Origin of the sequence: Ferrimonas balearica DSM 9799 (assembly GCF_000148645.1) — a bacterium.
Taxonomy (GTDB): domain Bacteria; phylum Pseudomonadota; class Gammaproteobacteria; order Enterobacterales; family Shewanellaceae; genus Ferrimonas; species Ferrimonas balearica.
The window spans coordinates 2679368-2693004 of the sequence record NC_014541.1; the positions used below are offsets into that span (position 1 = coordinate 2679368).

At 60.9% G+C, this 13637-nt stretch carries 11 protein-coding genes; 3 read left to right on the top strand and 8 right to left on the bottom strand.

Annotation, left to right across the window (positions count from 1 at the left end; all coding sequences use genetic code 11):
• Positions 1–10 precede the first annotated feature (10 nt).
• Positions 11–241, top strand: coding sequence for a hypothetical protein (locus tag FBAL_RS12305; RefSeq protein ID WP_013345917.1), 231 nt, complete (start codon positions 11–13; stop codon positions 239–241).
• Between the two features lie 44 nt (positions 242–285).
• Here FBAL_RS12305 and FBAL_RS12310 read toward each other — a convergent pair whose 3' ends face one another.
• Positions 286–2043, bottom strand: a complete 1758-nt coding sequence (locus FBAL_RS12310) for a sodium:solute symporter family protein (protein WP_013345918.1) — start codon at positions 2041–2043, stop codon at positions 286–288.
• Between the two features lie 4 nt (positions 2044–2047).
• Positions 2048–2314: a DUF4212 domain-containing protein gene (locus FBAL_RS12315; RefSeq protein WP_013345919.1), complete on the bottom strand. Its 267-nt coding sequence runs from the start codon at positions 2312–2314 to the stop codon at positions 2048–2050.
• A gap of 436 nt (positions 2315–2750) precedes the next feature.
• On the opposite strand from FBAL_RS12315, the gene FBAL_RS12320 reads away from it, so the two are divergent.
• The gene (locus FBAL_RS12320; RefSeq protein ID WP_013345920.1) at positions 2751–3062 is read left to right on the top strand and encodes a hypothetical protein; all 312 of its coding nucleotides are present in this window, start codon (positions 2751–2753) and stop codon (positions 3060–3062) included.
• Here FBAL_RS12320 and FBAL_RS12325 read toward each other — a convergent pair.
• The gene (locus tag FBAL_RS12325) at positions 3059–3718 is read right to left on the bottom strand and encodes an SIMPL domain-containing protein (protein ID WP_013345921.1); all 660 of its coding nucleotides are present in this window, start codon (positions 3716–3718) and stop codon (positions 3059–3061) included. The genes FBAL_RS12320 and FBAL_RS12325 overlap by 4 nt on opposite strands.
• 89 nt (positions 3719–3807) lie before the next feature.
• On the opposite strand from FBAL_RS12325, the gene FBAL_RS12330 reads away from it, so the two are divergent.
• Positions 3808–4464, top strand: a complete 657-nt coding sequence (locus FBAL_RS12330) for a helix-turn-helix transcriptional regulator (protein WP_013345922.1) — start codon at positions 3808–3810, stop codon at positions 4462–4464.
• On the opposite strand, the gene FBAL_RS12335 is transcribed toward FBAL_RS12330, so the two are convergent.
• The 5 genes from FBAL_RS12335 to smc all read right to left on the bottom strand — a co-directional run bounded on the left by FBAL_RS12335 (position 4415) and on the right by smc (position 13548).
• Positions 4415–5227, bottom strand: a complete 813-nt coding sequence (locus tag FBAL_RS12335) for an SDR family oxidoreductase (protein WP_013345923.1) — start codon at positions 5225–5227, stop codon at positions 4415–4417. The two genes, FBAL_RS12330 and FBAL_RS12335, sit on opposite strands and share 50 nt — an antisense overlap.
• Before the next feature lie 18 nt (positions 5228–5245).
• Positions 5246–6487 carry a cyclic di-GMP phosphodiesterase gene (locus FBAL_RS12340; RefSeq protein WP_013345924.1) on the bottom strand — a complete coding sequence of 414 codons (1242 nt, stop codon included), beginning with the start codon at positions 6485–6487 and terminating at the stop codon, positions 5246–5248.
• A 445-nt stretch (positions 6488–6932) separates the two neighbouring features.
• Positions 6933–8963, bottom strand: a complete 2031-nt coding sequence (gene ligA / locus FBAL_RS12345; protein ID WP_041251290.1) for an NAD-dependent DNA ligase LigA — start codon at positions 8961–8963, stop codon at positions 6933–6935.
• 69 nt (positions 8964–9032) lie between these two features.
• Positions 9033–10058 carry a cell division protein ZipA gene (gene zipA / locus FBAL_RS12350; protein ID WP_049779481.1) on the bottom strand — a complete coding sequence of 342 codons (1026 nt, stop codon included), beginning with the start codon at positions 10056–10058 and terminating at the stop codon, positions 9033–9035.
• 31 nt (positions 10059–10089) lie between these two features.
• Positions 10090–13548, bottom strand: a complete 3459-nt coding sequence (gene smc / locus FBAL_RS12355) for a chromosome segregation protein SMC (protein WP_013345927.1) — start codon at positions 13546–13548, stop codon at positions 10090–10092.
• Between the last annotated feature and the right edge of the window lie 89 nt (positions 13549–13637).

Genomic DNA, 13637 nt, shown 5'->3' on the forward strand with positions numbered 1-13637 from the left:
GGAGAGAACCATGTTAGCCATTGCACAAACCGTCGTACTGGGCCTCGGCCTTATTCTGGTGGTGAGCGCCTTGGGGCGTTACATCCACCGTACCCGCAACTGGAATGCCGTCTGGCAAGTCTGGGTCGGCAAGTTGAATGACTTTAACCTCGCCGAGTTCCGGGTTTACCGCAGCGGCATTGTGTTGCTGTTCGCGGGCATCCTGCTTCGCATCGTCTACCTCACCTTAAGCGGAGTGTAAGGTCAGGCGCAAAAAGAAAGGGCACCTTGCGGTGCCCTTGTTGTTTAGTGGTGGGTTGCGGCACCGGACCCTTTCGGGAATCGGATGCTTTCCACCAAATCCTGCACCTCTTGCGGCGACTCCTGAGTCACACGGCTGACCAGGAAGGCCACCACAAAGTTCAGCACCATACCCAGAGTACCGATGCCCTCCGGGGAGATACCGAACAGCCAGTTCTCAGGCGTGTTGGCAATCAGCGGCTCGAAGAACACCCCTTTGTAGGCCAGGATGTAGCCTGCGGTGAAGGTGATGCCCACGATCATGCCGGCGATGGCGCCCTCTTTGTTCATGCGCTTGGAGAAGATCCCCATGATGATGGCTGGGAAGAACGACGAGGCCGCTAATCCGAAGGCGAATGCCACCACCTGCGCTACGAAGCCGGGCGGATTGATACCAAGGTAACCCGCAATACAGATGGCCACTGCCGCCGCTATCCGCGCGTAGGTCAGCTCCTGCCGGTCTGTGATATTAGGCATCAGGTTACGTTTCAACAGGTCATGGGACACCGAGGTCGAGATCACCAGCAACAAGCCCGCCGAGGTCGACAGCGCCGCTGCGATACCCCCCGCCGCCACCAGGGCGATAACCCAATTCGGCAGATTGGCGATCTCCGGGTTGGCCAGCACCATGATGTCACGGTCGATCTTCATGTTGTTGCGCTCGTCACCGGAGTAGAACATCACACCGTCATTGGCGAGCTGCTGGCCAGCATCACCACCGGCAGAAACCTTCTCGTCGGTGCCGGAGAAGCCGATCAGACCGGTCTGCTCCCAGTTCTTAATCCACTGCGGGCGCTCAGCGTACAGGGTACCCTGACCATCCGGGCCGTTGATGGTGTCGATCATGTTCAGACGGGCAAACGCGGCCACGGCCGGAGCGGTGGTGTACAGCAGGGCGATAAAGACCAGTGCCCAACCGGCAGAGATACGGGCATCCGCCACCTTGGGTACGGTGAAGAAACGCACGATAACGTGAGGCAAGCCCGCAGTACCCACCATCAGGGCAGCGGTGATAAAGAACACGTCGACCGTGGATTTCGACCCATCCGTATACTGGCTGAAGCCCAACTCCGACATCAATCCATCGAGCTTATTGAGCACCGATGTCCCGGGTTCACTGACCAGGTCAGAACCAAAGCCGATCTGCGGCAGTACGTTGCCGGTCAGCATGATGGAGATGAACACCGCGGGGACCAGATAAGCGGTGATCAGCACCACGTACTGGGCCACCTGGGTGTAGGTGATGCCTTTCATGCCGCCCAATACGGCGTAGAAGAACACCACCACCATGCCGATGATCACACCGGTGGTCACGTCCACTTCCAGGAAGCGGGAGAACACCACGCCCACACCACGCATCTGGCCTGCCACGTAAGTGAAGCAGACGAAGATGGCGCAGATCACCGCCACGGTACGGGCGGTTTGGGAGTAGTAACGGTCGCCGATAAAGTCCGGCACAGTGAACTTGCCGAATTTACGCAGGTAAGGTGCCAGGCACAGCGCCAGCAGCACGTAACCGCCGGTCCAGCCCATCAGGTAAACGGCACCGTCATAGCCCATAAAGGCAATCAGGCCCGCCATCGACAGGAAGGAGGCCGCGGACATCCAGTCAGCCGCCGTTGCCATACCATTGGCAACCGGATGCACGCCGCCCCCCGCCACGTAAAATTCATTGGTGGAACCGGCCTTGGCCCAGATGGCGATGCCGATGTACAGGGCAAACGTTGCCCCGACCACGATGTATGTGAGTGTCTGCAGATCCATGCCATCAGTCCTCGTGCACGTTGTACTTACGGTCCAGCGCATTCATCTTGGCCACGTAGACGAAGATGAGGGCGACGAAGACATAGATGGCGCCCTGCTGGGCAAACCAGAAGCCCAGTTTGAATCCACCAAACTGAACGGCGTTGAGGGTATCGACCAACAGAATCCCACAGCCGTAGGACACGATGAACCATACGGCCAACAGGCTAAGCATCAGGCGAAGGTTCTCCGCCCAGTACGCTTTGGCCTTTTCGCTGCTTTCAAAAGCCATGTGCTGCTCCCCTTTCCTTATCGTTGGAATAGTCACAGCTAACCTAGCAAGGGCAGCACAGCGAGGAAGATCGACCTTAGTCAAAGGCCAACGGAAGGTGGCCTGAAGAATTGCTATTTTTTTGTTGTTTTTCGGTAACTTGCGTCGAATCAAAAACAAAAAGATGAAGATGGTCACAGCGGGGTAGACTTTAGTCTCAGGCGGCAACGGGCCCATGCCAGGCGGCAACCGGTTGCCCATCGCGGACTGATGAATTTTCTCTGGCTTTTCGCAAGGTTAGCACCCTGTTAATGGGCCAGGTTCACCCCTTTGCTGACGTAACATCGCCACAACACCGCCCACCCTTTTGTGACACGCATCACAATTGCAGCCTCACTCCAACGCTCTGGGCGCGTTCCTTGCTTAAGTCGGTACTCACACCCCAAGGAGCGACACCATGAAACTGTCACCGGTTCAGACCCAGATGAGTCCGCGCTACAACAACGCACCGGGCGCCAACTTCGAGGCCAATCTGGATAAGCCTGCCCAGGGCGGCGGCCCGATCAAGACCAGCAGCTTCGAAGCCAAACTGGAGAGTGAAAAGCTCAGTTGGTCAGAGAACCGTGCGATGGAGAAAACCGCCAAGCAGGTCGAACAGCTGAAGGCGGATTTTCAGGATCACCAGCGCAAAAGCCTGGCCAACCCCTTTGCCGACAACACCAGCGACCTGCTCGGCCTGTTGGAAAAAGCCAAGAAAACCCTGGCTTAATCCAGCTCAACCTTGATGCGCAGGCGCACCTCTTGTGCCTGTTGGGCGGGCTGGTAACGGCCCGCTTCCGTCGCATCCGCTGCCATCATCCGGTTACGCAGCACCGGCGTCCCGCCCTGCTCGGTGATCTCCAGCACGTCACCCAGGCTGCCGTCCAGTCTGTCCGCCAGCACCTGAGCCTTATCCAGGCCATCCTCCAGCGCCAACCGCAACAGCGTGCGTCGCAGTTCGGCGTCGTCCGCCACGCCATAAGCCGGATTGCCGACCTCGGTCAGCCCCAACTCGGTAAACCGGCCAAGCCACGGCCCGACCTGCTCAACCGGCACATCCAGAGTGACACCACGTCGGGCCTCGTAGCCCAGCAACACCCGCTCACGCTCGCGGTAGTCATAGCGCGGCCCCAGGGTCAATGAACTCGCCCCATACCGGGCCGACTCGATTCCGGCGTCGTCGAAGGCGGACAGCACCCGGTTCATCACTTTGTCCGCTTCGGCCTGTGCTTGCTGCGGGGTATCGGCCAGCGCGGTGATCTGGGCACTCAGGGTGGCACGACTGGGCGCCACATCGACGCTGCCCACGCCGTCCACTTCGATCCAGCGCGGTTGAGCCAGGGCCAGGCCGGGCAACAACAGCAAAGAGAACAGGATATTTCGCATGGCGCGCTCCTTTTATAAATGAATGTGTTGAATAAAAAAGTGGCTGCAGAAACAATGGTTGGGTCAACCATATCGGGAATTGAGCCACCATGTCCGCCGCCACCAGTAAAATTCTGCATCTGCTGAAGCAACAGGGGCCCACCCCACTGCCTCCCTTAGCGGAAGCCCTGTCGCTCACCACCATGGGCGTGCGACAGCACCTGCACAAGCTGGAGGAGCAGGGGCTGGTGGATTACGAGGACCGACGCCAGGGCCCGGGACGCCCCAGTCGCCACTGGTTTCTCAGCGATGCCGGCCACCGCCAGTTTGGCGACCGCCATCAGGACCTGAGCCTGCAGTTGATCGACGGCATCGACACCCTGTTCGGTGCGGAGGGGCTCAACCGCCTGATCGAACACCGCTTTCACCAGCAAAAAGCGCTCTACCTTGAGACGCTGAGATCCGCAAAAAGTTTGCCTGAGCGGCTGCAAATGTTGGCACAGTTGCGCCATCAGGAGGGCTATATGGCCAGAGTGATTGAGTGCGATCAGGGCTGGCTGCTGGTGGAGGACCACTGCCCGATCTGTGCAGCGGCAGAGCGTTGCCGGGGCTTGTGCCAGCAAGAACTGGCCCTGTTCAGGGCGGTACTGGGGGAGAAGGTGGAGGTAACGCGCAGCGAACACCTGCTGGAGCAAGGCAGTCGCTGCGCCTATCAGGTTACGCCGACAGCGGCGGCATCGTCATCGGGTCCGGATAGCGATAGCTGAAGCCCAGCTGGTCCACGATGCGCTGGCCCAGCACCCGCTTAACCGCCATGGGCTCATCCGAGAATTGCGGCGGTTCCAGCCCCAGGGCTTTGGCGGCGTGGGGATAGAACTCCCCACGACTCGGATGGTGCGGCGCGGACAGGTTAAACACCTGGCCAAACGCTTGCGCCTCCAACACCCGGATCACCGCCCCTATCACATCATCCCGATGCACCAGATTCACCGGCGCCGCCGCGCCGGGCAGTCCCTCCCGCCCGGCCAGGAAACGGCCCGGGTGGCGCTCACCGCCGACCAGTCCTGCCGGACGCAGAATCGTCACCCCATCGCCAAAGCGCCGGACAAACACCTGCTCCGCTTCCTGCATCTGGGCCGCGCGGGGGGATTCGTCCAGGGCACTCTGTTCATCCACCTGCTCGCCATTGGCATAGACCGCCGTCGAACTGACAAACACCACCCGACGAATGCCGTGGGCCCAGGCCGCTTCCGCCAGCATCGACATGCGCTCGGCATAGGGTCGGGCTGAGGGTGAACGGCCCGGCGGCACATTCACAAACAGCACCTGGGCCTGCAGCAGGCCAGGGAGATCATCGCACTCCAGCTGCTCATCAATGTCGAGGGTAAAGGCAGGGATGCCCAGCTGCGCCAGGTAAGCCAGGGTATCCGGGTTACGGCTGCAGCCACGCACCGCATAACCCAGACTTTGCAGTTGTTCGGCCAGGCTCAGGCCAAGCCAGCCACAACCAACAATGGAGAGAGATTGCATCGGGTTCGGTTTCCGGAGTTAACGTCGCACGTAGTAGGCCAGGGCCGGCGACACATCAAGGTAATGACACTGCGCCTCGGTCAGTTCACTGACCTTGAGCACACCGTCGATCTTTAATCCCAGCATATCAAGACTGACCATTGGCGCCTCTTTCTTCGGGATTTCCGCATCATACAGCATCAGAGTCGGAAACAACGGTTGCGCCGGGTCACTGCTGATCACCTTGCTGACCTGGCCATTTTCCAGTCGCAGCAAGGTACCCGGCGGATACACCCCTAGGGTCTTTACCAGTGTCTGCAGAAAGGTGGGATTGAGCTGCTTGGCCCGGTTTTTAAACATAAACGCCAGTGCCTGGTATGGGGGCAACGACTTGACCGTTCCATTCACCAGATTGTCGTATTCATTGGCGATGGTGAGGATCTGAGTCATTGGCGAGATCGCTTTGCCGGACAGCTTTTGCGGGTAGCCACTGCCATCGAGGTATTCATGATGGCCACTCACCATGGCAAAAATGCCCTTGGTCGCAAACGGCGTACCTTTGAGCATCTCCAGCGCCAGCTTGGGGTGCTGATACAGGAAGTTCTGCTCCGCTTTGTTCAGCGGTGTGCGCTTATTCAGGATGGCGCTGGGCACCCGCAGCTTGCCCACATCGTGTACCAGAGCCGCCAATCCCAGTTCTCGCAGTTGCGGCCCGTCCAAACCCAGCGCCCGGCCCAGCACCATCGCCACCACACTGACGTTCATGGCATGGAACTGCATGGTGCCTTCCTGATTGGCTGCCACCAGTTGCAACACGGTTTCACTGCCGGCTTCATCAAATTGGCGCAGGATCTCATCCACCACCGCCGAACCGTCGGCGTAGGCCTGGTCCGGCGTGGTCGGCAGACGGCTAAAGCTGGTGCGAACATTCTCCAGTGATTTGCCGTATGCCTGCTCGCACTTCTTCAGCAAGCGTCGGTAGGTTTGACTCTCTTTGGCCACCGCATCACGCTCCGCCTGCTGGCAACGCAGCGTCTCTGTGTCGATGGCAGTGGGGGCGGCAGGGGTTGCCGGTTCAACAAACTGAGGAGTGGATTCGCCTTCCGCCAGTTGCAGGAAGACGTGGTTCAGGCCCAGCTTGCGAATCAACTGGATCTGTCCCTCATCCTTAATGCGGAAGCGATTAAACATAAAAGGGTGTTCTTTCCAGGCCAACGGCAGCCGAATGGACTGCCCCACCTGAAGGTCCTTGACGGGGATTTTACATTCCCTGTTCGCCATAGATTGCGTTCCTGATCCCTGTCCCACCCACACCGCAGTTGCAGTCGGGCAAATATCTTTTTCGTCGTCGATTATAGCCCAGCAGAACCGCTTCACCGCTCGCTCGTCGTCAACCGGGGAAGCAGAGAGTGACGCAGCTCACAATTTATTTTGCATACAATATTCAATCTTGATACGATGCTTCTCGATCCCTGGCTCGTCACAGTGCCGCATTGGGTTCTTAAACTTGTTACTTGTCCTTGACCGCCGACCTCACTGAGGTCTGCCGGGATCGAAGATCCCCCTGTCCGGTAGCCGAAAGGCTGCCGGTTTTTTTTGTTTTCCTCCCCGGACACACTGCCCGGGTGCCGTCCCCGACAGATCGCCGCGCAACGCCAGCGCCAATCACCGGCTAAACGGCAAAAAAAAGGCGGCCCGAAGGCCGCCTTATGCGAGTTAATGGTGATCAGCCGTTGTACTGGGCCAGCAGGGCCACCAGGCCATCCTCATCCAGCACCGGAACCCCGAGATCGGTGGCCTTGGTCAGCTTCGACCCGGCCTTTTCGCCCGCCACCAGCGTGTCGGTGTTTTTGGACACACTGCCACTGACTTTGGCGCCCAGGGCTTCCAGCGCCGCTTTGGCCTCGCTTCGGCCCATCTGGCTGAGCGTGCCGGTCAGCACCCAGGTCTGCCCTTTGAGCGGCTGCGCCTCTTCAGCAACCGCCTCAATGGCGGGCCAGTGCACGTTGGCGCCTTCGGTGTCGGTCAGCGCCTGAATAACCTCCAGGTTATGGGGCTGACGGAAGAAGTAATACACGTGCTTGGCCACCACTTCCCCCACATCATCCACTTCAATTAACGCGTCGGTATCAGCGGCCATCAGCGCTTCCAGAGTCTGAAAATGACGGGCCAGGTTAGCGGCCGTGGCCTCGCCCACTTCGCGGATCCCCAGCGCATAGAGGAAGCGTGGCAGGGTCGTGGTGCGGGCTTGATCCAACGCCGCCACCAGGTTCTGCGCAGATTTGGTGCCCATGCGCGGCAGCATGGTCAGGCGGGAGGCCGACAGGGTGAACAGATCGGCCGGGGTGGCCACCAGCTCACGGTCAACCATCAGCTCCACCAGCTTGTCGCCAAGGCCATCCACATCCAACGCTTTGCGGGAGGCGAAGTGCTTGATCGCTTCCTTGCGCTGGGCTTCGCAGAACAGGCCACCGGAACAGCGAGCCACGGCTTCGCCCTCAAAGCGTTCCACTTTGGACGCGCAGACCGGACAAGCGCTGGGGAATTCGATATCGCGGGCGTCATCCGGACGGCGTTCGGCCACCACGGAGACGATCTGCGGAATCACATCACCGGCACGACGGATGATCACCGTGTCGCCAATCTTGACGCCAAGACGCGCAATCTCATCGGCGTTGTGCAGGGTGGCGTTGGAAACGGTAACCCCGCCCACAAACACCGGCTCCAGTCGCGCCACCGGGGTAACGGCGCCAGTGCGGCCCACCTGAAACTCCACGTCCTTGAGCAGCGTCATCTCCTCTTGGGCCGGGAACTTACAGGCGATGGCCCAACGGGGGGCGCGGGCCACAAAACCCAGTTGCTCCTGTTGCGCCAGGCTGTCCACCTTGATCACGACCCCGTCGATCTCATAGGGCAGGTCCGGACGCTGCTGACCAATGCGGCGGAAGTAATCCAGCGCGGCAGCTTCGCCAGCGGCGGTTTCCACGATGGGGCTGACCGGCAGTCCCCACTGGGCCAACTGGGCCAACTGGCCACTGTGGCTGTCGGCCATCGCCGTATCGATGCCCTCAACCACGCCCACCGCATAGGCGTAGAACGCCAGCGGCCGGTTGGCGGTGATGCGGCTGTCGAGTTGACGCAGGCTGCCCGCTGCCGCATTGCGCGGGTTCACAAAGGTTTTCTCACCGGCGGCCATCGCCTTGGCGTTCATCGCTTCGAATCCGGCCTTGGGCATAAAGGCTTCACCACGCACCTCCAGCAGGGCCGGGTAGCCCTTGCCACTGAGACGCAGCGGCACCGACTTGATGGTGCGGACATTAGTCGTGATCTCTTCGCCGGTGGTGCCGTCACCGCGGGTTGCCGCGCGCTCCAGCAGACCATCACGGTAGATCAGGCTGACCGCAATGCCATCCAGCTTCGGCTCAGCACAGTACTGGATATCGCCGCTGCCGAGGCGGTCCGCCAGGCGCTGATGGAAGGCGGAGAACTCCTCCTCGTTCATGGCGTTATCGAGGGACAGCATCGGCTTGAGGTGGGCTACCGACTGGAACTGGCCTGCCGGCGCACCGCCAACCCGCTGGGTCGGGGAATCGGGCTGACGCAGCGCTGGATGTTCCGCTTCCAGGGCCTGCAGTTCGCGCATCAGGCGGTCATATTCCGCATCCGGAACGGAGGGGTTGTCCAGCACGTAGTACTGGTGGTTGTAATCGTTCAGCAACTGGCTGAGCTGTTCAATGCGGTCTTTGGCTTGGCTCATGTCGTTCTTCGGCGGTAAGAAACACACAGGGCCGCCTGTTGGCGGCCCCAGAATTTGGAGTCAGCGGGCTCAGGCCGGCTGTTCCACCCGTTGAATGCGGGCCAGGTAGGCTTCCTGGGTGGCTTGAGTCCAGGGCTGACGCTGGCCATCCAGCACCTCAGCACCGTGGAGATCCGCCAGCCCTTTTGCGGCTCCCTCCATCATGGAGAAACAGACCCGCGGGTCGCCCTGACTGGGCAAGGTCATAAACAGGGCCACCCCTTCGGTGGTGAACTGTTCCATATGGTCCGGGTTAAAGGTACCGGGGTTCACCATATTGGCCAGCGAGAACAGCACCGGGCCGGTGCCTGCGCTGCTCTGGTGGCGATGAAAAATGTCCATTTCACCAAACTTAAAGCCCATGGTGAGCAGGTTTGGCAGCAATTCGGCACCGGAGATCGGCTCGCCTTTGCTCATCACGTGCAGCACCAGAACGTCGTTGGGTTCAGCCGGTTCGTCGTTCGCCACCGGTTCCGCTTTGGGTTGCGGCTCGGGCTCGGGAGCCACTTCCGGTTCCGGTTCTTCGTGGTAGCTCACCGGTTCGGATTGGGACGGCTGCGGGGCCGGCTCGAGCGGTGCTTCAGCCTCAACCTGGGCCTGGGCCTGGGCTTCACGCTCTTCGCGCTCCAACTCAGCTTCCAGCTCACGCAACGTGATGGGCGCCAGGTTTTCCTCCTGCGACTGCTCACCAAAGCCCAACTCAATCTGGTCGCCACCCAGGGTGGGTTCCTGACGAGAGGGGCGAGGCGCGGCACGCTTGGCCACGGTCACGGCAGGCTCAACCGGCTCAGGGATAGGGGCATCCTCCAGCAGGCTCGGCTGACGCGGCGGTACCGGCGCAGGCGCCGGCTTCGGCTCGCTGGCCTCGAAACTGGGTTCGGTTTTGACTTCCGGTTCCGTCACTGACGGCTCGATCGCCTTTTCAAAGCGCTTTTTGGGTGCCGGGGTGCGGCGATTCTGGATCTTGGCCGGGCTGTTGCGCCTTAACGCCCACAGTCCGTGTACCAACAAACCCAGGATGGCCAACAGGCCCACGACAATAAAGACTACGCGCATATCTTCCATAGCGAGTCGAACCTACACTTGTTTATCCCATTTGGGCCATTGCAGCGGCCTCTTCGATATCGACAGCAACGATTCGGGACACGCCCGGTTCGTGCATCGTTACCCCGGTCAGTCGGTCGGCCATCTCCATGCTCACCTTGTTGTGGCTGATGAAGATAAACTGAACCGTCTCCGACATCTCTTTCACCAGACGGCAGAACCGCCCGACGTTTGCGTCGTCAAGGGGCGCATCCACTTCATCCAGCATACAAAATGGCGCTGGATTCAGGCGGAAAATTGCGAACACCAATGATAATGCCGTCAGGGCCTTTTCACCACCAGAGAGAAGGTGGATAGTGCTGTTCTTTTTGCCCGGCGGGCGCGCCATGATGGTCACCCCGGTATTGAGCAGGTCGTCGTCGGTGAGTGCCAGATAGGCGCTGCCACCGCCGAACACCTTGGGGAACAGCAGTCCCAGATCGGCATTGACCTTATCAAAGGTATCCCGAAACATCTGCCGGGTTTCCCGATCAATTTTGCGGATGGCCGCTTCGAGCACCTCAAGTGCCTCAGTCAGATCCGCGTCCTGCGCATCCAGATAGGCTTTTCGCTCGGACTGTTGTTCATACTCTTCGATGGCGGCCATATTGATGGCCCCCAATCGCTTGATGCGTTCGCGCACCCGCTCCAGATCGGCCTGCCACTGGTTCACCGCCGCTTCGGCACTGAGGGATTCCAGGATCCCTTTCAGCTGCATCTCCGATTCCGCCAGCAGGTCCAGTTGTCCCTGGGCCTGCACCCGGAGTCCTTCGTATTCCAGCTGATGACGGCTCAGGTCCGCCACCACCGCCTGCAGTTGCGCCTGTTGACCCCGTTGGCTGTCCGCCAGTCCGGCCAGGGTGAGGTTAACCTCCTCCAGCGCTTCGCGCCGTTCGGTCAACTCCGCTTCCAGCAGGGCGCGCTGCTCCAGTTCCAGCGCCAGCGACTCTTCAAACTCCATCAGCGGTTCGGTCAAGGCTTCCTGCTCTTCCCGGGCCAGTTCACAGCGCTCCTGCCACTGGGCCTGGGCCTCATTGGCCTGACTGCGCCGAGCCGCCAGCCCTTGCAATCGAGCCTGCTGGCCCTGCAACGTCAGTTGCAGCTGCTGTAGCCGTTGTTGGTGCTGGTCACGCTCCAATTGGCGCTGGCGCAGGGCACCTCGGGCCGTCTCAGAGCGCTGCTCCACCTCGACCAGGGTCGCTTCGGCCTGAGCCTGCTGCTCGGCCAGCGCCTCCTGCTGAGACTCCAGCTCAAACTGCCGGGCTTCGAGCTCCTCCTGACGCAGAGCCAGCTCCTGTTGCTGCTCCTCCAACAAGGCCCGTTGCTGACGTTGCTGCTCCAGTCGCTGCTGCAGGTTCTCGACCTTGCCCTGCAGGGTGAGCAGGGTTTCACGGCTCTGCTGGGCAGCGCGCTGCCGTTGTGTTTCCGCGTCGCGGGCCTGGTTCAGTGCCGTAACAGCAACCTGTTCAGCCTGTTCCGCCTGGTGTTGTTCATCGCTCAGACCGAGTAAACGTTGCTCGGCCTCGGACAACTCGGACTGGATCTCGGTCAGCGGCCGCTCACTGCCCTGCCCCGGGGCGGCTTCAAAGCCCCGCGCCAGCCAGCGACCGTCCGCCAATACCACGGACACTTCCGGTCCGGCCTGCTGCAACCAGCTTTGGGCCTGGGCCTCGCTGTCGGCGCAGTAGATATGATTCAGCCAGGGCGCGAGATTGAAGGGGGATTGGATCTTATCCAGCAGACGGGGCCAGGGATGGGCCGCTTCCGGGACCCGCGCCGTTTCTGCCGTCATTCGCATGGCGCCCTGAGGCAGCTGGGCCTCATCCGCGCCCACTACGGCCTGCATCGGGCGGCTCAGTACCTGCTCCAGCGCACTGGCCCAGCCTTCGTCCACCTGCCACTGCTGCCAGGCACGCGGCAGGTGGTCAAAAGGCGCAGGCAAACGGGTTTCCCGCGCTTTGAGCAGGGTACCCAGAGACGCCATCTGCGCCTCCAGCCTAACCTGTTCGGCGTTCAGTTGCGCCAGCGTTTGGCGGCAGTTCTCACGCTGGGCCTCGGCCTGTTCCCGGGCCTGCTGAGCCTCATGCCACGCCAGCTCTGCCTGCTCAAGAGCCGTCTGCGCTTCGTCGTGCTGTTCCTGAACCTGCGCCAGCTCAGACTCCAGCAGCTGGGGATTCCATTGGGCCAGCTGTTCCGCCAGGCGCTGGGCGGAGGTGGCCATCTGCTGGCTTTCCCGTGCCAGACCCGCCAACTCGGTTTGCGCCACCTGAGCCGCACGCTGGGCCTGGGCCTGCGCATCACGGGCGGCGTCGCGCTGATCGCTCAAAGCGTCAAAGGCCTCCTGTGCCTCCTCCAGCGACAGCACCAACGTCTCCAGCGCTTCCGCCAGGGCTTCGCGCTCCGGCTCCAACAACTCGAGGCTTTGCTCCAGTTCCTGCTGTTCTTCCGCCAGACTGGCCAGGCTCTGCTCGGCGCTGCCCGCCTGCACCTGATTGCGGCGCACCTCGTCTTCGAGTTGCTGACGACGCTGGCGGTTGTGCAGGATCTGCTGCTCCAGCCGGGTGATCTGGCTGCCCAGGGCGAACAGTCGCTGCTGGCAACGTTCCACCTCGGCGCCCAAGTCGGCACGCTGTTGCTCCAGCGTGGTGACGGTGGCACTGTCACCGGCGCTGGCGCTTTCATACTGTGTCTTCTTGGTTTCCAGCGCCTGAATCACCTGGTTCAGGTCATCCATGCGGCCGCTCAGCTCCCGCCAGCGCAGCGCCAGCAACTCCCCATGCAGGGTGCGCTCCTGGGCTTTCAGTTCGCGGTAACGGCGGGCCGCATCGGCCTGCCGGCGCAAACGCTCGATCTGGCTGCCCAGTTCGCTGCGGACATCGGTAAGACGTTCCAGGTTTTCCCGGGTATGACGGATGCGATTTTCGGTTTCGCGACGGCGCTCTTTGTAACGGGAGATGCCTGCGGCTTCTTCGATAAAGACCCGCAGCTCATGCGGCTTGGATTCGATCAGCCGCGAAATCATCCCCTGTTCGATAATGGCGTAGCTGCGAGGCCCCAGGCCGGTGCCCATAAACAGGTCGGTGATGTCGCGACGACGGCATTTGTTGCCGTTGAGGAAGTAGTTGGATTGGCCATCCCGCGTGACCTGACGCTTCACCGCGATCTCGGCATAGCTGGCGTACTGACCCTCCAGGCGCCCGGCCTGGTTATCAAACACCAGTTCAACGCTGGCCACGGAAACCGGCTTTCGCCCGCTGGACCCGTTGAAGATAACGTCGGTCATCGCGTCGCCACGCAGATTCTTGGCGCTGCTTTCACCCAGCACCCAGCGTACCGCATCGATAACGTTGGATTTGCCACAGCCATTGGGGCCGACGATGGCGGTCATCTGATCCGGGAAAGGCACCTTAGTGGGATCGACGAAGGACTTGAAGCCGGCAAGCTTTATCTGTTTCAGCCGCATGAGGCAGGCGCAGGGTTCCAATAGCTGAGATCCTGCCACTCTACCAAATGGCTGTGGAATTTGTAACAGCCTGAAATGCTATCGATGTT